General features: G+C 64.1%; 18 protein-coding genes. 7 read left to right on the top strand and 11 right to left on the bottom strand.

Going from position 1 to position 19,659, the window contains the following annotated elements:
* Positions 1-218: 218 nt before the first annotated feature.
* Positions 219-1,403: a cysteine desulfurase family protein gene (locus tag R3C13_RS12685; protein ID WP_371311197.1), complete on the bottom strand. Its 1,185-nt coding sequence runs from the start codon at positions 1,401-1,403 to the stop codon at positions 219-221.
* A 73-nt stretch (positions 1,404-1,476) separates the two neighbouring features.
* On the opposite strand from R3C13_RS12685, the gene R3C13_RS12680 reads away from it, so the two are divergent.
* Positions 1,477-2,154, top strand: a complete 678-nt coding sequence (locus R3C13_RS12680) for an alpha/beta hydrolase (protein WP_371311200.1) — start codon at positions 1,477-1,479, stop codon at positions 2,152-2,154.
* On the opposite strand, the gene R3C13_RS12675 is transcribed toward R3C13_RS12680, so the two are convergent.
* On the bottom strand, positions 2,151-3,278 hold the full coding sequence (locus tag R3C13_RS12675) for an anhydro-N-acetylmuramic acid kinase (protein WP_371311196.1): 1,128 nt from the start codon (positions 3,276-3,278) through the stop codon (positions 2,151-2,153). The two genes, R3C13_RS12680 and R3C13_RS12675, sit on opposite strands and share 4 nt — an antisense overlap.
* A 51-nt stretch (positions 3,279-3,329) precedes the next feature.
* Between R3C13_RS12675 and tyrS the strand changes: the two genes are divergently transcribed.
* Positions 3,330-4,580 (top strand): tyrosine--tRNA ligase, encoded by a 1,251-nt coding sequence (gene tyrS, locus R3C13_RS12670; RefSeq protein ID WP_371311195.1) that lies wholly within the window; start codon positions 3,330-3,332, stop codon positions 4,578-4,580.
* A gap of 7 nt (positions 4,581-4,587) precedes the next feature.
* Here tyrS and R3C13_RS12665 read toward each other — a convergent pair whose 3' ends face one another.
* Positions 4,588-7,968 (bottom strand): AsmA-like C-terminal domain-containing protein, encoded by a 3,381-nt coding sequence (locus tag R3C13_RS12665; protein ID WP_371311194.1) that lies wholly within the window; start codon positions 7,966-7,968, stop codon positions 4,588-4,590.
* Positions 7,969-8,068: 100 nt separating this feature from the next.
* On the opposite strand from R3C13_RS12665, the gene R3C13_RS12660 reads away from it, so the two are divergent.
* From R3C13_RS12660 to R3C13_RS12645, 4 genes are all read left to right on the top strand, one after another.
* Complete coding sequence (locus tag R3C13_RS12660) at positions 8,069-8,539, top strand: peroxiredoxin (protein ID WP_371311193.1); 471 nt, start codon at positions 8,069-8,071, stop codon at positions 8,537-8,539.
* Between the two features lie 194 nt (positions 8,540-8,733).
* Positions 8,734-9,963, top strand: coding sequence for a peptidoglycan DD-metalloendopeptidase family protein (locus tag R3C13_RS12655; protein WP_371311192.1), 1,230 nt, complete (start codon positions 8,734-8,736; stop codon positions 9,961-9,963).
* Positions 9,947-10,471 carry a polymer-forming cytoskeletal protein gene (locus tag R3C13_RS12650; protein ID WP_371311191.1) on the top strand — a complete coding sequence of 175 codons (525 nt, stop codon included), beginning with the start codon at positions 9,947-9,949 and terminating at the stop codon, positions 10,469-10,471. The genes R3C13_RS12655 and R3C13_RS12650 overlap by 17 nt, the downstream gene beginning before the upstream one ends.
* Before the next feature lie 149 nt (positions 10,472-10,620).
* Complete coding sequence (locus tag R3C13_RS12645; RefSeq protein WP_371311190.1) at positions 10,621-12,132, top strand: S10 family peptidase; 1,512 nt, start codon at positions 10,621-10,623, stop codon at positions 12,130-12,132.
* Between the two features lie 6 nt (positions 12,133-12,138).
* On the opposite strand, the gene R3C13_RS12640 is transcribed toward R3C13_RS12645, so the two are convergent.
* The 3 genes from R3C13_RS12640 to R3C13_RS12630 form a co-directional block, all read right to left on the bottom strand.
* Complete coding sequence (locus R3C13_RS12640) at positions 12,139-12,612, bottom strand: NfeD family protein (RefSeq protein WP_371311189.1); 474 nt, start codon at positions 12,610-12,612, stop codon at positions 12,139-12,141.
* A gap of 71 nt (positions 12,613-12,683) precedes the next feature.
* Positions 12,684-13,634: an SPFH domain-containing protein gene (locus tag R3C13_RS12635; RefSeq protein ID WP_371311188.1), complete on the bottom strand. Its 951-nt coding sequence runs from the start codon at positions 13,632-13,634 to the stop codon at positions 12,684-12,686.
* 143 nt (positions 13,635-13,777) lie between these two features.
* Complete coding sequence (locus tag R3C13_RS12630) at positions 13,778-14,260, bottom strand: peroxiredoxin (protein WP_371311187.1); 483 nt, start codon at positions 14,258-14,260, stop codon at positions 13,778-13,780.
* Positions 14,261-14,384: 124 nt separating this feature from the next.
* Here R3C13_RS12630 and R3C13_RS12625 point away from each other — a divergent pair, with 124 nt between their 5' ends.
* Positions 14,385-14,945: a YqgE/AlgH family protein gene (locus tag R3C13_RS12625; RefSeq protein WP_371311186.1), complete on the top strand. Its 561-nt coding sequence runs from the start codon at positions 14,385-14,387 to the stop codon at positions 14,943-14,945.
* Here R3C13_RS12625 and R3C13_RS12620 read toward each other — a convergent pair whose 3' ends face one another.
* The 5 genes from R3C13_RS12620 to R3C13_RS12600 form a co-directional block, all read right to left on the bottom strand.
* A complete protein-coding gene (locus R3C13_RS12620) occupies positions 14,946-16,001 on the bottom strand; it encodes an EAL domain-containing protein (protein WP_371311185.1) in 1,056 nt (351 codons plus the stop codon).
* Entirely contained in the window at positions 15,988-16,557 is a 570-nt protein-coding gene (locus tag R3C13_RS12615; RefSeq protein ID WP_371311184.1) for a GNAT family N-acetyltransferase, read from the bottom strand. Before R3C13_RS12615 ends, R3C13_RS12620 begins: the two co-directional genes overlap by 14 nt.
* 1 nt (position 16,558) lies before the next feature.
* Positions 16,559-17,944 (bottom strand): threonine synthase, encoded by a 1,386-nt coding sequence (gene thrC, locus R3C13_RS12610; RefSeq protein WP_371311183.1) that lies wholly within the window; start codon positions 17,942-17,944, stop codon positions 16,559-16,561.
* Positions 17,941-18,633, bottom strand: coding sequence for an SURF1 family cytochrome oxidase biogenesis protein (locus R3C13_RS12605; protein WP_371311182.1), 693 nt, complete (start codon positions 18,631-18,633; stop codon positions 17,941-17,943). Before R3C13_RS12605 ends, thrC begins: the two co-directional genes overlap by 4 nt.
* A 99-nt stretch (positions 18,634-18,732) precedes the next feature.
* A complete protein-coding gene (locus tag R3C13_RS12600) occupies positions 18,733-19,614 on the bottom strand; it encodes a cytochrome c oxidase subunit 3 (RefSeq protein ID WP_371311181.1) in 882 nt (293 codons plus the stop codon).
* Positions 19,615-19,659 lie beyond the last annotated feature (45 nt).

Raw genomic sequence — 19,659 nt, 5'->3', positions numbered from 1 at the left:
TCACTTCAGCGCAATCGTCTTCGTGTTCGTCGGTTCCGCCGCAGCAGTCCATGTCTAGCCTTTCTTTTTAAGCAGGTCCGGCACCACCGGAATGAGTCCAAACCCAAAAGCTATTAGCGCCGAAACCAGAAGGCTGTAGTCAAACATGACCTCTAGTAGCAACGTTATCCCAAGACCCGACACCAACCAGGTCAAGAGTGCCCACTTTCTCGAACGTATCACACGCTTGCTTCCTTCGCGATGATGCGCTCGGCCGCCTTCAGCCATGCATCGGCGACGCCGTCAAAGTCCGACGGCAGTGTACTCCATCCAAAGCTGGTGCGTATTGCTGATTCTGCAAGGGCATCGCCTGCGCCCATCGCCATGAGAACAAGGCTGCGCTTCACCTTTCCGGACGAGCAGGCCGAGCCTGCCGAGACGCAGACGCCGGCGAGATCCATGGCCATCACCTGCGTTTCAGCCGGGAAACCGGGCTTTGCGAAATTGGAGACGCCAGCAAGGCGGGGGGAGCCCTTGCCGGTGACGATGACACCGCCTTCGGCTTCGAGGCGGGTCTCCATGGCGTCGCGGTGCTTTGCGAGGCCTTCATATTTGGGAAGGTCGCGCATGGCCGCCTCCACAGCGGCGCCAAATCCGGCGATGGCGGCGACATTCTCTGTGCCTGAGCGGAGGCCCCGCTCCTGCCCGCCGCCATACTGGACGGCTTTCAGCGGCGCGCCGGCGCGGCGCCAGAGGGCGCCTGCGCCCTGCGGCCCGCCGATCTTGTGGGCGCTGACGGCGAGATAGTCGACGCCCAGAAGGCCCACATTCACCGGCACTTTGCCGAGACCCTGAATGGCATCGCAGAGGGTGAGCCCGCCCGCCTCGCGCACCAGCGCGGCGGCTTCGGCGACGGGCTGGAGAATGCCGGTCTCATTGTTCGCCAGCATCAGGCAGAGGACCGGTGTGCCTTTCAGGGCGTGGTCCCAGGTTTTCAGGCGCCTGCCAAGGTCTTCGAGGTCAACAAACCCGTCCGGTGTCACATAGGCCGTTTCCACCGGCACACCGGAATGCGCCGCCGCCCGGCCCACGGCCTCATGTTCCAGTGCGGAAACGATGAGCGTGCACTTGCCGCCAAGTCCCGCCACGGCGCCATGCACGGCGAGGGCGTCCGCTTCCGTGCCGCCGGAGGTGAACACGATGTCTTCGGCGCGGCTGCCGATGGCGCCGCCGAGGGCCGAACGTGCTGTCTCCACAACAGAACGCGCCTTGCGACCGGCCGAGTGGACCGAAGACGGATTGACCGGCCCCAGATCGAACACAGCCTCCATCGCGGCGCGGGCTTCCGGGCGCAGCGGACTGGTGGCGTTGTGGTCGGCATAGATCATCGGCCGGGTATAGCCCGCGAGGCGGGCCATTGGCATGCAGAATAATTTGCTTTTTGCAGCCCGAATGGACTATGACGCCCCCCTTCCAGACCGAATTGCCGAGGAAAACATGGCCGAACTGATCATTCCGGGCCCGCAGGGACGTATCGAAGCGCGCTATACCGAGCCGCCGTTTGAGGGCGCTCCGATCGCGCTGATCCTTCATCCGCACCCAAAGGCGGGCGGCACGATGCAGGATCCGATCACGATCAGCCTGTACCAGATGTTCGAGAAGCACGGCTTCGGCGTGCTGCGCTACAATTCGCGCGGCGTCGGCCGCAGCCAGGGCCAGTACGACCAGGGCATCGGCGAGCTGGAAGATGCCGCCTACGTCCTCGACTATATCGAGAACCTGTCCGAGAGCCCGCGTTACGTCTGGTGTGCCGGTTATTCCTTTGGCGCCTGGATCACGCTTCAGCTGCTGATGCGCCGCCCGGAGATCGACGGCTTCCTCGCCATTTCGCCGCCTGCGAACCATTACGACCTCTCCTTCCTCGCGCCTTGCCCGGCCTCCGGCCTGATCGTGTCGGGCGATGCGGATTCGGTCTCTTCGCCGGACGATGTCGAGCGGGCGCTGACCAAGGTGCGCGTGCAGAAGGGCGAAGAAATCGATCGCGCCACCATCAAGGGCGCCAACCATTTCTATGTCGACCGCCGCGACCAGCTGATCCAGGCCTGCGAGCAATACCTGCTGCGCCGCCTGGCCGACGCCGAAGACAAGCTGCGCATCGAGGCTGAAGGCGACTAAGCCAACAGCACGCCGCCGGTCATCGGCTCCGGCACGCCCGTCGTGCCGGGCCAGCTGATCGGCAGGCCGCGCGCGGTGCGGGCGGCGAGGAAGGCGAAGGCTTCGGCTTCAATACTGTCGCCGCGCAGGCCCGCGCCTTCGGCACTGTAGACGGGGCATGGCAGCGCGCGCGCCAGCGCATCCATCAGCGCCGGGTTGTGCCGTCCGCCGCCACAGGCGATGACCTGCGAGGGCACTTCCGGCAACAGGGCCACGCCCATTGCGACAGCGCGGGCGGAAAACTCCGTCAGGGTCGCCGCGCCATCCTCCAGCGACATGCCCTCCACCATGGCGGCAGTGAAATCGTAGCGGTCGAGAGACTTCGGAGCGGGTTCGCGGAACCAGTCGCGCTGCAGGAGGCGCGCGAGCAGGTCTTCATCCGCCTTGCCGGCAAGCGCGAGGCCGCCGCCGGCATCATGCGTGCCGTGGCCATGCCGCTCCACCCATTCGTCGATGGGGCCATTGGCGGGTCCGGTATCGAAGGCGAAGAGGGTGCCGTCGGAGAGTTTCGCCGTGATGTTGGCGACGCCGCCGAGGTTCAGCATGCAGGCGGCGCCTTCGCCGAGATGCTCCAGCAAGGCCGCATGGTAAGCCGGGGCCAGAGGCGCGCCCTGCCCGCCCGCCGCGACATCGGCGGAGCGGAAATCATAGGCGAGCGGCACCTCCAGCACTTCGCGCATGGCCGCGGCATCGATCAGCTGCAGCGTGGCGCCGGGGCAGCCGGGCACCGGCCGGCGGTGCAGCACGGTCTGGCCGTGCACGCCAACCAGCGCCGGATCCGGCCCCAGCCAGCCCGAGAGCAGCTGGCCCCAGGCCGAGGCATGGGTCCAGGTGATGACCTTGCGGGCTTCTTCGAAGGCGTCTTCCGGCGGAGGGCCGGTCCAGTTCCAGGCGCGAGCGGCGTCCGTCGCAACCTGCAGGATCTTCCGTTCTTCCGCCGTATATTTGCGCTCAGCAACCGGGCCGAATTCCAGCACGTCGATGCCATCGGTCAGGATCAGGGCCGCATCGACGGCGTCCAGAGAGGTGCCGGACATGAAGCCGGCAGCCCATTTTGGTTCCGAATCTGAAATCGCAGTGTTCAATGCCCTGTCTTTCCGTGCTAGGCGCGGCTGCCTTCACGGAGACACGAGAAGATGAGCGATTACAAGTCGGAATTCCTGAAGACGCTGCAGGCGCGCGGCTTCATCAAGCAGGTCACTCACCCGGCCGAGCTTGACGCCTATTGCTCGGCGGGCGTTCCGGTTGCGTATATCGGCTTCGACGCGACGGCGGACAGCCTTCATGTCGGCTCCCTGTTGCAGATCATGATGCTGCGCCACCTCCAGAAGGCCGGCGGCAAGCCGATCGTGCTGATGGGCGGCGGCACCACGAAAGTGGGCGATCCGACCGACAAGGAAAAATCCCGCCCCCTGCTCACCGACGAGCAGATCAGGGCGAACATCGACAGCATCAAAAGAGTCTTCGAACCCTTCCTGACCTTCGGCGACGGCCCGACCGACGCCGTCATGGTCAACAATGACGACTGGCTGGGCAAGCTCGGCTACATCGAACTGCTGCGCGAAGTGGGCGTGCACTTCACCATCAACACGATGGTGAAACAGGACACGGTCGCCCGCCGCCTCGCCAATGAGCAGCCCTACACCTTCCTCGAATTCAACTACCTGCTGATGCAGTCCTATGACTTCCTCGAACTGTACCGCCGGCAGAACTGCCGCCTGCAGCTCGGCGGGTCGGACCAGTGGGGCAATATCGTCGGCGGCGTGGACCTGGTTCACAAGGCCGATGGCGGTGAAGTCTACGGCCTGACGGCGCACCTCATCACAACGGCATCCGGCGGCAAGATGGGCAAGACCGCCGACGGCGCCGTGTGGCTGAACGCCGACCGCAAGAGCCCCTACGAATACTGGCAGTTCTGGCGCAACTGCGAAGACGCCGATGTCGGACGCTTCCTGCGCATCTTCACCGAGCTGCCGCTGGACGAGATCGCCCGGCTCGAAAGCCTCGAAGGGGCCGAGATCAACTCGGCAAAAATCGCGCTGGCGAATGCCGCGACGGCGATGCTGCACGGTGAGGCCGCGGCGAAGGAATCGGAAGCCGCGGCCGCCGCCGTGTTCGCCGGTGGCGGCACGGCCGATGCGCTGCCGACGGTGGAAATTCCGTCTGCGGAGCTGTTCGACAATTATCTCGTCGCTGCCGCCTTTACGGCTGCGGGCCTCTCCGAAAGCAATGGCGAGGCACGCCGCCTGATCAAGCAGGGCGCAGCAAAGGTGAACGATGTGACGGTGACCGACCAGAACGCGGCCCTGTCGGAGGCAGACCTGGTCGACGGTGCGATCAAGCTGTCGGCCGGCAAGAAGCGTCACGCGCTGGTGAAGCCCGCCTGAGGCCGGTCTAGAATTCCTCTTCCGGAATCGGGGGCAGTTCCGAAGGGATCGGCTCTTCCGGCGGACGTGGGCGCGCCTCCGGAATCTTGGTGTCGGACGGGTTCTCGAAGATGCGGCGGATCACGCCCGGCGCAAGCGCCGAGAGCGGGTTCACCGACACGTTCGCCTTCTCCATCGTGCCACGGATGCCATAGGTCAGCGAGAACACGCCTTCGCCGTCCCGGCCGACGACGAGGTCGCCAATGATCGGGATTGTTCCGAGGGCGGAGTTCATGCCGAAGCTCGGCACCAGCACGCCATCGAACTGGATGTTGCCCTCTTTCGGTTCGACAAAGCCGTTTGCGGTAAGGCCCAGCGCCGGCCCCTGCGCCTTGCCGCCGGTCACCACATAGCGGTCGCCCGCGACGGTCAGCGGAACGTCGATGCGCGAGAGCAGGACGCCCTCGCCACTCAGCGTATCCGCGAGGCCGCGCAGGGATGCGAGCGACAGGATCTGCGTCAGGAAGGGCGCATTGCGCATCCGCGCATTGGTCACGACGATGTTGAATTTCGAGGGCTTGTTACCGGCTGGCAGCAGGCCGTCGAGCTCCAGCCGCCCGCCTTCGATGAAGTCGAGGCCGAGGAACGCGCTGGCGATGAAGCCGGCATTGCCGCTTGCCACGCGCAGCGTTGCGCCTTCTGCGCCGGTCGCATCGAACGCCGCCTCGAGTTCGGAGCCGTCATCGGCTAGGCCGGACGCCTCCAGCGATTGCACGCCCTTGTCGCCCGACAGCATCGACAGTTTCGCCTGGCGCATGTCGAGGCCGGGGCGAAGCGTCAGGGCATCCACGGAGGCACTGATCGCGAGCGGGGTCTTGCTGCCACCGGCATCCGCGCCGCCGATCGCGCCGACGCCGGGCAACATGCCGGAGACATCGAGATAGCTGCCCTCGAGCGCGACACGGATAACGCCGCGGTCGCGCGTGATCGTGCCGCCGACATCGGCCTTGTTCTTCAGATAGGCCCGGCGCAGCGTCGCCGCGACGAGCTTGGAATCCTGGCCGATGGTGAAGTCGCCATCGAGGTAGGCATCGTCGGCGCGGAATTCGACCGAGGCGTCATAGCCGACATCGCGGCCGGAATAGCGCACCGACGCCTTGGCCGGCTTGCCCTTACCCTTGATCCAGCCGATTTCGGAGAGGTCGAGCCGGGAGTCGGTGAGGTCGAGCGCGGCATTCGCAACGGTCAGATTCTCTGCGCCGATCTCCGCCTGAACCTCGATCGGGATTTCACCGCTGAGATAGGCCCGGCCCGTCATGCCGAACTCATTGAGAAAGTCGGGCGTGACGACACTGGTTGCGGACAGGAGCGAGGGCTTGTCGCCATCGTTGAAGTCGTCGCGCCATGTGAACTGGACCGGCGACGGACCAAGGTCGCCAAAACCGGATACGGTAATCCCGTCCTGCGTGACATTGATATTGGCCGACCCGTTCGTCAGGTCGAAGCCGAGCGCAGCCTCCTTGAGGCCGCCATCCTTCAGTGTGCCGATGGCCGTGAAGGTCGTCTCTTCGGGCGTCGCGTCCGGCACCGGCGGACGGAACAGTTCAAACGTCATGTCGGCCATGCCGGAAAGCCGCGCCGGATCGAACGTCACCTTGAGACGGGACTCGGCAAGCACCTTCATAATGTTGGTGGCCGGGCCGTGGCCGCGCGCAAAGACTCGGAAGGGATCCCTGCGCTTCTTGAATTCGGGAATTTCGAAAGAGCCTTCGTCGAGCTGCCAGCCGCCATACTCAGCGGAATCGAGCGTCGCGCGGAAGGACTGGCCCGTGAGCCGTCCGGAGCCGCTCCCTTGTTCGACCGGCGGCAGGTCCGGCATGAACTTCACGGACGCACCTTCGACATCGAAGGTCAGCTCCAGATCGTCGTCACGCATGAAGCCTTCCGGAAAGCTGTCGCGCTCCAGATCGAGATGGGCCACGATGTTGCGGATCGTGGTGACGTCGACATTCTCCTTGGCGAACTCGCGGGCCGGCGCGCCGAGCGTTGCGGGCCAAAGGCTGAAGACCGTTTCCTTCGGCACATCGCCCGTCGTCTTCAGGTCAAGGCTGGCTAGTACCGGCGGTTCGCCCTCCTGCCGGTCAGGCGTCGCGCCGATGCTGCCGGTAATGTGGAATCCCGCGCCGCCATGTTCGAAATGAAGGTCGATATCCTGCAGTTGCTTGTCCCGGATCGAGACCTTGCCTGCCGCCGTCACGCCGGTCAGCTCAAGCGGCGTTTCAAATGTCGGGACAAGGTCCAGCGTCAGGTTATTGGATGTCAGCTCGAAGGACTGTTCCGGCGGCGCGTCCAGGATATCGCGCAGGATGATGGTCGCTTCACCGCTGGCCGGGCCCGCCTTGTCGCTGGTCACGTCGATCCGCAGGTCGTCATCCTTGGCGAGATAGGTGGCGGTCACGTCCAGATTGGTGACATCGATACCGCCGGCGAACGGGGCACGGCCTTCACCGGATGTCGCGTGGACGACGATCTGTTCGATGCCGGATTGCTTTTGCAGGTCGATGGCCACGTCCGCGTCGGCGGGCAGGCCCGCAAACGCGTCGGCCTTGGCACCAAAGCGTGAGGCGAGGTCCGCGAGCGGCCAGTTCGCCACGGCGAATTCAGCATGAAGGCGCGACTCGGGGCGGCTGGACTTAAGGGTCGCCGCAATGCCGCCCGGCAGGCCGACGCCCGCGCCGCTGCCCGCCAGCGACAGGATCAGGCCGTCCTCCGCCCTGGACAGGCTGCCGCTCGCATCGGCGACATCCATGATGGGTTCGGCAACCGCATTGCGAACGCGGAACTCGAAATTCTCAAATCCCAGATGCTCGATCGAGAACTGGTCCTCGGCATCTTCCAGCGCCTGCAGCACCGGGGGCAGGACTTCATTGGCACGCTGCAGCCATTCCTGCGGCGTCTGCGGCATCACGCCTTCCGGAATCTCCGGCAAGGGTTCGCCGCCAACCACCCATTTGGTGGGGCTGATCTGGTCGACATTGACCCAGCCGTCCGACAGGTCCAGCCGCAGGACTTCGATCTGACCGAGGACAAGAGAAGATCCCGACAGGACGATATTGGCATGGTCGGCCAGCGCGCTCACATTGCCGCCCGCGTCGAGCAGTTCGAGCCGGGAGCCGGATATATGCAGGCGCCGGTCTTCGGCGGACCACTCGAGTTGGACGCCGCCAAGGCGCACCGGCCGGCCGTCGCGGGCCTCGGTCATCGCGTTTTCGAGATCGTCGCGGAAGATCGAGAGGTCCATCGGCCCGGACGACAACCGGAATGCCAGCAACGCAGCCGCGACCAGCACCAACAGAATCAGGCCGCCCAGGATTTCCAGAAAAATCAGCGAGGCGGTCTGGCGGACCAAGGGCACGCTCCGTAAAAGTCGGATCCTGTCGCGCACGCCGCACTGCGCGCGCTGTTAATGATATAAGCACTGCAGCCGGACCGCACCATAGGAGGATTACATGGCCAAAGAGATCAAGGAAGGCGCCAAGGCCCCGGATTTCAAAATGGAGTCCACCGATGGGCCGATCCGCCTCTCAAGCTTCAAGGACAAGTTCCTGGTCCTCTACTTCTACCCCAAAGACGACACGCCGGGCTGCACGACTGAAGCGATCGACTTCACGGCGCTCGGCAAGGAATTCGCCAAGGCCGGTGCCGTGGTCGTCGGCGTGTCGAAGGATACACTTGCGAAACACGAGAAGTTCGCTGCGAAGCACGAGCTCGGCGTGATCCTCGCCAGCGATGAAGACGGCGCCGCCTGTGACGCTTATGGCGTCTGGGTCGAGAAGCAGAATTATGGCCGGACTTATATGGGAATCCAGCGCGCGACCTTCCTGATCGGACCTGACAAAAAGGTAATCCGAATCTGGCCGAAAGTCCGCGTCAAAGGACACGCTGAAGACGTGCTCGAGGCGGTCCGGTCAGCTGGCTGAGGCGCGATGCCTCACCAGTGGAATTCGCTGTCTTAACAGGGCCTTTACCCTGATGAGCGAAAATTTATACGAATTCTGCGCCCGAGGGGTTCCGCCGCGTTTCGAAATCGGTATGTATTGCTTCACGGGTTTGGGAACCTACTGTAACGCTTGTTGCAGTGGGCGGTGTGATTTCCGACGACGGGTGGCGTTGCATGGCGAAATGGACCGCGAATCTGAAGGCGACGTTCAATCGTGCCTTTCCAGAGCGTCAGATCTATCATCGCAGCGGCGGCACGGTTCGCTATATTTCCGTTTCTCCCTGGCAGCAGGCCATGTTCGCCGCCGGCATCACCGCGCTGGCCGGCTGGACCGTCTTCGCGACCGGCAGCTATGTACTTGGCGGTGGCGGCGGCATGTCCGGCAATCCGGACGACCGCGAACTGGCGAAATATGAGCGCTGGGTTCAGGAGCTGCGCGCCAAGGATGCGCTGTCGCGCTCCCTGCTCGAAGAGCGCACAGACGCTTTCCAGAAGGAAACGGCAGATTGGGAAGAGCGCCAGAAGGCCCTCGAAGAACTCTACAAGCAGCTCAAGGGCGATGACGACCTCGAAGTCTCTTCGCTCAAGGGCGACGGCGCTGGCCTGCTGGTCCGCTCCTCGATCGACGAGGCCGACAGCCGCCAGTCGCGCGACGCCTACATCATGACGGCCCAGTTCGACACGGCCGGCATGCGCGGATCGGTCAAGGCGCTGAAGCTGGGCCAGGAGCGCATTCTCGACGAAGCCGAGCAGCTGGCGACCGAGCGCGCCGAACTCGCCCGCGGCGTCCTTGCGCTGACCTCCGTCGGCAGCGACCGCATCACCGCCGGCGCAGAAATGGGCGGTCCATTCATCTCCATGGCGACGGCAACCGCCGGCCAGGACGGGCTCAAGGGCCTGTCGGCTGAAGATGCCAGCTTCTATTCCCGCCTGTTCCAGACACAGGCCCGCGTCGCCGAAATGGCCTATTATGAGGACATCGTCTCCTCGCTGCCGCTGGGCCGTCCGGTAGGCGTGCCCTATCGCCTCACCAGCAATTACGGCGTGCGCGTCGACCCCTTCAACAAGCGCCCTGGCTGGCACAATGGCATCGATATGGCTGCGTATCACCGCGCGCCGATCGTTGCGGCCGGACCCGGCGTCGTCACCTATGCCGGCGCCCGGGCCGGCTATGGCCGCCTCGTTGAGATTGACCATGGACACGGATTTAAGTCCCGCTATGGCCACCTGAACGCAGTTACGGTAAACAAGGGGGATACCGTCGAGGTCGGAGATCTTGTGGGCAAGATGGGTACAACCGGTCGAAGCACGGGAGACCACCTTCATTTCGAGGTGTGGTTCAACGGCAAACCATATGATCCAGTAAAGTTCCTGAAAGCAGGTCGCCATGTTCACGAAGAGTAATAAGCACAACGACAACCCCGCTCCGCCGGAGCCCTCGAAGGCACAGCCTTCCGTGGACGCCATCCGCGCAGCTTCGTCGAAACCGGCGGCCCGCGCGGCCTCGATCATCTGCGCAGACATGAAGATCAACGGCTCGGTGACGTCCGAAGGCGCGCTTCAGATCGACGGAATCGTCGATGGCGACGTGACGGCCACCGACATCACCATCGGCGCATCCGGCCACATCACCGGCGAAGTCAAAGCCGAAGTGGTCAAGGTGAAGGGCCGCATCAAGGGCTCGATCCGTGCCCGCAAGGTCGAACTCGAGACCGGCGCGCATGTGAAGGGTGACATCGTGCACTCTTCGCTGCAGATTCAGTCGAACGCCGTGTTCGAAGGCCAGGTCAAGCACGCGGAAGACCCGCTGAAGGACACCGCTCCGCGCGCTGCAGCCGACGCGAAGCCGCAGGCCAGCGCCGCCCCGAGCGCGCCGACCTCCTCGTTCGGCATTTCGCCGACCGCGTCCTGACCTGATTTTCCCGTTCGGGACATCAACGCCGGCATCTTCGGATGCCGGCGTTTTTCATTGCGGCGGCACCGGCAAACCTGCTGTGCCTGCACTTGCGGGCAAGGCCTCAGCTGATACGGTCCACGCATATGAGAGCGAGGGCTGATCTGATGCGAAACTGGCTGGTAATCCTGTGTGTCTTCCTGTTTGCCGCCCCGGCCTTTGCCGAGGATGCCGCAAAGCCTGACAAGGCAGCCGCCGAAATCCCGGACCCCAGTGTCTTCGCCTCCAACCACTCCCTCAAGCTGCGCGGCGAAACCATCAAATACCAGGCCGTCGCCAGCGAAACGTACCTGCGGGACGAGAAGGACAAGCCAACGGCGTCCGTCTTCTCCGTGTCCTATGTCCGCGATGGCCTCGCCGACCCGGCATCCCGGCCGGTCACGTTCGTCTTCAATGGTGGCCCCGGCTCCGCCTCGCTCTGGCTCCACATGGGCGCCTTCGGCCCGAAACAGGTGATCACCCCGTCGGACGCCACCGGCGTCGGCGCCCCGCCCTACACCATCCGCGACAACCAGAACTCGCTTCTGGACGTGACTGACCTCGTCTTCATCGACCCGGTCGGCACCGGCTATTCCCGCCCCCTTGGCGAGACGGAAGGCAAGGAATTCTATGGCGTGAACGAGGACGCCGAGAGCATCGCCGAGTTCATCCGCATCTGGCTGACCGAGAATGGGCGCTGGAACAGCCCGAAATACCTCGCCGGCGAAAGCTATGGCACCACCCGCGCGGCGGCGTTGACTGAAAAGCTGCAGGGCGGCTGGAACGGCATTGGCCTCAACGGCGTGATCCTGATTTCCGCAATCCTGGATTTCCAGACCGGACGGTTCGCGCCCGGCAATGACACCGCCCACATCGCCTTCTTCCCCTCGGAAGCCGCCATCGCCTGGTACCATGGCAAGGCGAACGCGGCGAAATGGAACAATGATTTCGACGCCTTCGTCGCCGATGCCCGCGCCTTCGCGACCGACACGCTGGCCCCTGCCCTGATCCGCGGATCGACGCTCAGCGCCGCCGATGAAGCCCGCATCGCGCAGGAGATGAGCGATTATCTCGGTCTGTCGGCGGAGTGGATCCAGCAGGCAAACCTGCGCGTGGACGCCTCCCGCTTCCGCAAGGAGTTGTTGCGCCGCGAAGGCTACACGGTCGGGCGGTTCGACGGGCGCTACAAGGGCGTCGACAGCGAGGGCACGGCCGACGTGCCGGAGAACGATCCGTCCGGGTACGGAATGGATGTCGCCTATGTCGCCGCCATCAACGATTACCTGACGCGGGATCTAGATGTCGACTTCACCCGGCCGTACAAGGTGCTGACGGGAGAGCCAGGTTCGCAGTGGAACTGGAGCATGAACGAGCGCGGCTGGCCCGCTTACGTCAACGTCACGCCCTGGCTCGGCAAGGGGATGCGGGAAAATCCGGAGCTGCGCGTCCTGCTCGCCTCAGGCTGGTACGATCTTGCGACGCCGTTCTACGGCGCGGAAATGGCGCTCTTCAAGAACGGCGTCGTGCTCGACCGGGTCCAGTTCGACTATTACGACGCCGGGCACATGATGTACCTCGCCGAGGAAGACGGCACAAAGCTGTCGGACGATGTGCGCGCCTTCATCGCGGCGGGGCGCTAGGCCTCCTCAGGCTGAGCGGCGGACAAGCGCGGTGTTCATCCGTGCGCCTTCGACGACCACAGCGTCGCCGTTGCGGATGACGTCCGATCCTTCGACGGTCTCGGCGCCCCAGACCGTATCGCCGATCTTCACCCGGCCATGACCGGCCGCTGAGAAGTCAGCTGCTGCAACTCCGCGCTGGCCGACAAGGCTTGCCATGCGCTTGTTGAGCGTGGGGTGTTCTTCCGCCTTTCCGCGAAGCCCGGCAAGGAACGTCCGTCCGAACAGGACCATGACGGTCGCCGCGACGCCGAAGAAGACCAGCTGGCCTTGCCATCCCGTCACGCTGTCCGGCGCCAGCCATTCAAAGGCGGCAGCGGCCCAGGCGGCGATCGCCATCATCAGGAAATCGAAGGTTCCGGTCAGCATCTCGACGCCCAGCAGCACGAGGCCGAAGGCAATCCAGTGCCAGACGGTGAGTTGGGTGAAGATCTGTTCCATGTCGGGAAATCCTCTTTAGGAAGATAGACGGTCCGCAGCCCCGCTCACCGGGGCTGCGGAATTTGGCTGACCTAGCCGCGCGTCGGCGGAACTGCGCCGCCGCGGGCTTGAGCATCCTGTGCGGCGCCCGTCAGGCCCCTGATGCCCTCGATGGTGCCGATGATGCTGGAGAATTCGGCCGGGATGATCACCGTCTTCTGCTGGTTCGAAGACGCCAGCTTTTCAAAGGCTTTCACATAGGCCTGGCCGAGGAAGTAGTTGATCGCGTTGACGTCGCCGCGGGCAATCGCCTCAGACACCATCGCGGTCGCCTTGGCTTCGGCTTCGGCCTGGCGTTCGCGGGCCTCGGCATCTCGGAAGGCGGCTTCGCGGCGGCCTTCGGCTTCCAGGATCTGCGACTGCTTCATGCCCTCCGCTTTCAGGATGGCGGATTGCTTCTCGCCTTCCGCTGTCAGGATTTCCGCGCGCTTCAGGCGTTCCGCCTTCATCTGACGTGCCATCGCCTCGGTGATGTCCGCCGGTGGCGACAGGTCCGCAATCTCGATCCGGGTGACTTTCACGCCCCATGGGTTGGTTGCGGCGTCGACCACCGCCAGGAGGCGGGCGTTGATTTCGTCGCGGTTGGACAGGACTTCGTCGAGATCCATGGAGCCGACCACGGTACGCATATTGGTCAGAGCCAGATTTTGGATCGCGTTATGGAGGTTGTTGACCTCATAGGCAGCCGCCACAGCGTCGACCACCTGTATGAATACGATCGCGTCGCAGGACACCGTCGCGTTGTCCTTGGTGATGACTTCCTGCTGGGGCACATCCAGCACGGTTTCCATCATGTTCATCTTGCGGCCGATCTTCTGATAGATCGGCATGATGAAGTGCAGGCCGGGAGTCAGCGTGCGCGTGTACCGTCCAAAATTCTCGACGGTCCAATTATAACCCTGCGGCACCTGTTTGACCGTGGAAATGATCAGAACGAGGCCGACAATCGCCACCAGCACGGGCACTGTCAGTAATACGTCCATTGGGTCCCTCTCCTTTGTTACCCATCGATTAGGTGGGGAGAGTTTGCCGATATTCAATAAAAAATCGACCAAAAAACGGCGTGCCCATCCCCAGGCACGCCGATCATGGACTGATTTCCTTAAGAGGCGTTACGCCAAATAAATCAAAGTTGTCCGAGCATGTAATCGGCCGCGGAGACCTTGAACTCACCGCCCTGCTCGACATTCAGCTCGGCAACCTTGCCGTTTTTCACGATCATCGAGTAGCGCTGCGAGCGCTGGCCCATGCCGAAACCGGAGGCGTCGAGCTCCAGCCCCAGTGCCTTGGCGAAGGCGCCGTTGCCATCTGCCAGCATCCGCACCTTGCCGTCCGCGCCGGCGCTCTTGCCCCAGGCGCCCATCACGAACACGTCGTTGACCGAGGTGCAGACCACTTCGTCGACGCCCTTGGCCTTCAGCTCGTCCAGATGATCGACATAGCCCGGCAGGTGACGGGCTGAACAGGTCGGCGTGTACGCGCCCGGAACGGCGAACAGGGCGACGGTCTTGCCCGCGAAAACGTCTGCCGTTGTGCGCGGCTCAGGCCCGTTTGCGGTCATTTCCATGAAAGTTGCGTCCGGAAGTGCGTCGCCTACCTTGATACTCATCTGCTTGTCTCCCTGCAGGTTCGACAAGGGACATAGGCGCCCCGCCCCCCGGTGGCAAGAATTACCACTCTTGCCAAACCGGCCCCGATGCCCCAGCCTCGCCTGTGAAGGGAGTCTGCGCCGAATGGACACGGACCTCACCGGAAAGCTGCTTATCGCCCTGCCGGGAATTGGTGATCCTCGCTTCGCCCGGTCGGTCATACTCATCTGTGCCCACTCTCCGGAATTCGCGATGGGCATCGTGCTCAACAAGCCGATGCCCGGCCTGTCGCTGCCTGAACTCCTGACCCAGCTGGATGTGCCTGTCACCGGCGACGTACCGGACACGTTCGTGCTCGATGGCGGGCCGGTCGCGCAGGACCGGGGCTTCGTGCTGCACACCGATGACGTCTTCAACGAAGGCGCCACGCTCGAAATCGACGACGATCTCTGCATGACTGCGACCCGCGACATCCTTCATGCCATGGCATCGCAGGATGCGCCGCGGCGCTCGGTCATGGCACTCGGCTATTCGGGCTGGGGCGCCGGCCAGCTCGAAGAGGAACTGGCGGAGAATGCCTGGATCGTCAGTGATGCAGACCCGGACCTCGTCTTCGGACCGGGGCATGAACGCAAATGGCGCCATGCGCTGGCCCGCATGGGAATCGACAGCGGCCGGCTACAGGTCGACCCCGGCAACTGCTGATCAGTATTTCAGGAAGCGGATCGCGGACTCGGCGTCCATCGGGCGGGCGAAGGCAAAGCCCTGCACATGATCGAAGCCGAGCACGCGCAGCCGGCCCGCATCGTCCTTGTTCTCGACGCCTTCAGCTGTGCTGGTCATGCCCAGCCTGCTGGCGAGGAGGGTGATCGTCGATAGAATCGCGTCGGCCCGGTGCTCGCCAAGGCGGCGGGTCAGGCCATGATCGATCTTGAGACTGTCGGCGGGCAGGTCCGCGAGCCAGGCGAAGGACGAATGGCCGGTGCCGAAATCATCCAGCACGAGCCCGGCGCCAACAGCCTTCAGCGCCATCGCCGCCGACAAGGCATCCCCCGCATCGCGCAGGGCCGCCTGCTCCGTCAGTTCGATCTTCAGTGCCCGATCCGGCAGGCCATAGCCATTGATAAGCGCTTCGACGAGTGCCGGGATCGTGCCGCGGGCGAGATCCCGTGCGGTCAGGTTGACGTGCATGAACAGGTCGTCCCGGCCGGTCGCCTCGCGCAGGCGCGCCAGCGTTTCCGCCGACCGGATCAGCATGTTCGAGGCCAGCGCCTCATCTTCATATCGGCTTGGCGGCAATGTCTCGTCGCTGTCGTCCCAGCGGGCCAGCGCCTCGAACCCGGCAACCTGTCCGTTGCGCAGCGACACGATCGGCTGGAACACGGGGGAGAGGTCCGGCCCAGGATTGAGGTCGGACGGGTCGATCTCCGGAAAGTGCTCTCCGGTCAGCAGCATGCCCCGCGCTTCGGCGTCGCCGATGAAGGCGCCGACAAGATGGACATCGCGGCCGCTTGAGAGGCGCAGGCTGCAACGGACCGGGCCTTCCCCGGAATCGAACGCCCGCCCGAGGCGGCCGCGGCTGAGGCCTTCCAGCATCTGTTCCAGCGCATCGACAGACCAGTCGCCCGAGAGTTCCGACAGGATGGTTCCCTTGGGGGCCGCGATCTCAAGACGCCGGGAGGGTGCGTGCCAATACCAGTTTCCCTGCGGGAGAGTTTGTTCCGAGCGCGGCGCCATGGAGCGGAGTCTAGCCTCGCTCACCTGATCTGACGAGGGCGAAAAGAACATGGTCCTGCCGTTCACCTGCTATTTCAAGGTAGTCGCGGGCATAGCCTTCCTGTTCGAACCCCGCCGCAGACAGCACACGCTGGGACCGCTCATTGGAGGGCAGCGTGCCGGCTTCAATCCGCCAGAGGTCAAGCACCTCGAAGGCCCAGCGGCAGACGCTTGAAACCGCCTCCTGCATATAACCATGCCCCTCATGGTCTGCGCCCAGCCAATAGCCTAGATTGGCGGCGCTGGCGGGCCAGCCGCGAACATTCGTCAGCGAGGCCCCGCCGACCAGCGCGGAATTGTCGATCCGCCGGATCAGGAACACGAAGGCCCGGCCCTTGCGCCAGCCATCGTTCCAGGACTTGATCCGGCGCGACCAGTCTTTCCGTGTATGGACATCGTCCGGCCAGGCCGGCTCCCATGGTTCCAGGTGCGCGCGGCTGCGGCCGCGCAGGTCTGCCCATTCCGCGAAGTCCGAACGACAGGGCGGCGCCAGTACCAGCCGATGCGTGGTGATCAGCGTATCCCTGGCGGACAGGCGCACGCTACCGCTCCCTGGCGGCGTGCCGTTCGATCCGCTGGCGGACGGCCGCCAGAGAGGACTCCATCCGTTCGAAGACTTCGCCTCGGGCGTAAAGCGCTTCCGCGCGATGCGGCATGACGGGCGACTGGCCCGTTGCCTCGACGACGGTCTCGGGGAACTTGGCCGCCGCCGCGGTCGCGAGGACAATCGTCTTTCCATCCGTCGGCGGAAGATGGCGGGCATGGAAGGTGCCAACCGCCGTATGCGGACAGATCAGCCAGCCCGTCTCTTCCAGGAAACGGCGCATTTCCCCCAGCGTCTCGTCATTCGAAACCGATGCAGCGGAAAGGCCGGTGCAGGAGAGGCGCGATACGGCAACTTCCGGCAGGGGCGCTTCACCTGCCTGCTTGTAGAGGTCATAGGTCCGGCGCACCGCCTCGGCATCCCGGCCTGTGACTTCGAAGAGGAGGCGCTCGAAATTCGAGGGCACGGAAATATCCATCGCCGGGCTGGGCGTCGCCACGGCAAAAGCGCGCGACATCACTCCGGTATTGAACAGGCGGGCCAGCGCATCATTGGCATTGACGGCGCAGACCGTTTCGAAGCCGCCTTCCAGCAGGCCGCAGCGCGCGGCGACATATCCCGCCAGCGCATCGCCCATATTGCCGCTCGGCACCACGAAACGCAGCTTCCCGCCCAACGCCATCTGCGCGGTTGCGTAGTAGACCGACTGCGCCGCCACACGGGCCCAGTTGATCGAATTCACGCCCGACAGGTTGACCTTCGACACGAACTCACGGTCCGCGAACATGTCCTTCACAATGGCCTGGCAGTCATCGAAGTCGCCATCGAGCGCGAGATTGATGATATTGTCGGCGCCGGTCGTGGTCATGAACATCCGCTGCACCGGCGAGATCCGCCCATGCGGGTGCAACACGACGAGGTCGGCGTGTTTCGCACCGGCAAAGGCCGCCGCCGCAGCGCCGCCGGTGTCCCCGGACGTCGCGCACACGATCATCATGCGCTCGCCGGAACGCTCCAGCAGGTAGTCGTAGATCTGCGCGATGATCTGCATCGCGATATCCTTGAAGGCCAGCGTCGGCCCGTGATGCAGCTCCATCAGCCAGGAATTGGGGCCCGACTGGGTCAGCGGCGCCACGCTCTGGTGCGAAAACGATCCATATGCACGTGCACAGAGGGTTTTCAGATCTCCCAGCGGGATCGTGTCGCCCGCAAAGGCTGACAGGATGCGGGCCGCCACCTCGTGATAGGGTTCGCCGGGCGCCGGCGGCGCTATCTGCGGGAAACTCTCGGGCACATAGAGGCCGCCATCCGGCGCAAGGCCCGCCAGGCATGCCCCCGCAAAATCGGTCGCCGGCGCCTGCCCGCGTGTCGAAATGTATTTCACGATCCCCGCTCCTTCCGGAACCTCAGACGTCCCTTCTGATGATGGAAGGCGAGATACACACCGATCAGGGCAAAGGCCAGTCCCCACCAGGTGATCGCATAGCCAAAATGCCGCTGCGGCGGCAATTCGTCGTCGAGGCGCAGGCGCGCATAGGGATTCTCGCCGACGCTGACCGTGCCGGTTTCACTCACGATGGTGAGGGTTTCGGGCTCGAAGACGTCAGGTGCGATACGGGCCGCCACGTCTGCCGGCAGGGCCTTGGCAAACTCCGCCGGATCGAGGGCGTAGAACAGGCGCGAGGGCACATCGTCCGCTGCCGTAAAGGCATTTCGCCTGAAGGGGGGCTTGAAAATGCCACGGGCGGAAAAGCGCCCCGCCGCACATCCCTTGCCATCGCAGGCCAGGACCGGATCGACCTGCGTCACCAGCTCCACCGGAGCGAACACGACCTGCTCGCCCGTATCGATGCCCACCACACGCATCCAGCCCGACTGCCCGTTCGCATAGAAATAGACCCGCATTTCCGTGTCGGGAACAATCGTCCCGTCCAGCACGACCCATTCGGGCTCCTGCTTGTCCAGCGCCATCTTCTGGAGGAAGCGGCCATACTGCCAGTTGCCGAGCCAGATGAGGATGCCGAGGCTGATCAGGGTCAGCACGGTCATCACGGGGTACGGTCTGAAGCTCATCGCTCGTTTCCTTGTGTCGGGCCCGCCGGCCCCTCAATGCAAAGGCCCGCCGGGCTGGAAGCGCCGGCGGGCCCTGAAAGTCTGCGGCGCGTATTGCCGTCAGTGTCCGCCGTTACCGAGCACGAGGTACGGGGTTACGTAGACGAAGGCGAACAGGAACAGCCAGACCACGTCCACGAAGTGCCAGTACCAGGCCGCGAATTCGAAGCCGAGATGCTTCTTGGCGGTCATGCCGCCCATCATCAGGCGGACGAGGCACACGATCAGGAAGATCGTGCCGATGACCACGTGCGCACCGTGGAAGCCGGTCGCCATGAAGAAGGCCGAGCCATACAGCGTGCCGTCATAGGAGAACTGGGCGTGGTTGTATTCGAACACCTGAAGCGCGGTGAACATCATGCCGAGGATGATGGTGAACAGGAGGCCGATCTTGGCGCCCGAACGGTCATCATGCTGCAGCGCGTGGTGCGCCCAGGTCACCGTGGTGCCCGACAGCAGCAGGATCAGCGTGTTGATCAGCGGCAGGTGGAACGGGTCGAAGGTTTCGACGCCGACCGGCGGCCAGTTGCCGAACTTGGACAGCGCGTCGGCGAACAGCGGGTTTGCGGCATCCCAGTTCTCGCCCACGCGGGCAGAGTGGTAGATCGCGAACTCGAAGAAGCTCCAGAACCAGCCGACGAAGAACATCACCTCGGAGGCGATGAACAGGATCATGCCGTAGCGCAGGCCGATCGACACGACCGGCGTATGGTCGCCCGCACGGCCTTCCTTGATAACTTCCCGCCACCAGCCGAACATGACCCAGATGATCATGGCCATGCCGAGTGCCAGCAGCCACCAGGTCCCCTTCTCCATGCCGAAGAGGCCCTTCATGAAATTGACGGCACCGATGGCCGTGGTCATCACCGCGACCGAGCCGAGCAGCGGCCAGGGCGACGGATTGACGAGATGATAGTCGTGTTTGACTTCGCCGTGAGCCATAGTTGGCAGACCCCTCAACTTATCCCTAGATTCCCTAGGTGTTTA

The organism is Hyphomonas sp., assembly GCF_041398385.1.
Lineage (GTDB): Bacteria > Pseudomonadota > Alphaproteobacteria > Caulobacterales > Hyphomonadaceae > Hyphomonas.
The sequence above is the reverse complement of the archived record's forward strand: the minus strand, read 5'-3'. Positions and strand labels throughout refer to the sequence as shown.

What these genes read in the sequence shown, in the direction of transcription:
- R3C13_RS12685 (WP_371311197.1), bottom strand. Translation starts at nt 1,403, where the DNA reads ATGCCAATGGCCCGCCTCGCGGGCTATACCCGGCCGATGATCTATGCC.
- R3C13_RS12650 (WP_371311191.1), top strand. Translation starts at nt 9,947, where the DNA reads ATGTTCACGAAGAGTAATAAGCACAACGACAACCCCGCTCCGCCGGAG.
- R3C13_RS12680 (WP_371311200.1), top strand. Translation starts at nt 1,477, where the DNA reads ATGGCCGAACTGATCATTCCGGGCCCGCAGGGACGTATCGAAGCGCGC.
- R3C13_RS12600 (WP_371311181.1), bottom strand. Translation starts at nt 19,614, where the DNA reads ATGGCTCACGGCGAAGTCAAACACGACTATCATCTCGTCAATCCGTCG.
- R3C13_RS12630 (WP_371311187.1), bottom strand. Translation starts at nt 14,260, where the DNA reads ATGAGTATCAAGGTAGGCGACGCACTTCCGGACGCAACTTTCATGGAA.
- R3C13_RS12640 (WP_371311189.1), bottom strand. Translation starts at nt 12,612, where the DNA reads ATGGAACAGATCTTCACCCAACTCACCGTCTGGCACTGGATTGCCTTC.
- tyrS (WP_371311195.1), top strand. Translation starts at nt 3,330, where the DNA reads ATGAGCGATTACAAGTCGGAATTCCTGAAGACGCTGCAGGCGCGCGGC.
- R3C13_RS12625 (WP_371311186.1), top strand. Translation starts at nt 14,385, where the DNA reads ATGGACACGGACCTCACCGGAAAGCTGCTTATCGCCCTGCCGGGAATT.
- R3C13_RS12645 (WP_371311190.1), top strand. Translation starts at nt 10,621, where the DNA reads ATGCGAAACTGGCTGGTAATCCTGTGTGTCTTCCTGTTTGCCGCCCCG.
- R3C13_RS12660 (WP_371311193.1), top strand. Translation starts at nt 8,069, where the DNA reads ATGGCCAAAGAGATCAAGGAAGGCGCCAAGGCCCCGGATTTCAAAATG.
- R3C13_RS12655 (WP_371311192.1), top strand. Translation starts at nt 8,734, where the DNA reads ATGGCGAAATGGACCGCGAATCTGAAGGCGACGTTCAATCGTGCCTTT.
- R3C13_RS12605 (WP_371311182.1), bottom strand. Translation starts at nt 18,633, where the DNA reads ATGAGCTTCAGACCGTACCCCGTGATGACCGTGCTGACCCTGATCAGC.
- R3C13_RS12635 (WP_371311188.1), bottom strand. Translation starts at nt 13,634, where the DNA reads ATGGACGTATTACTGACAGTGCCCGTGCTGGTGGCGATTGTCGGCCTC.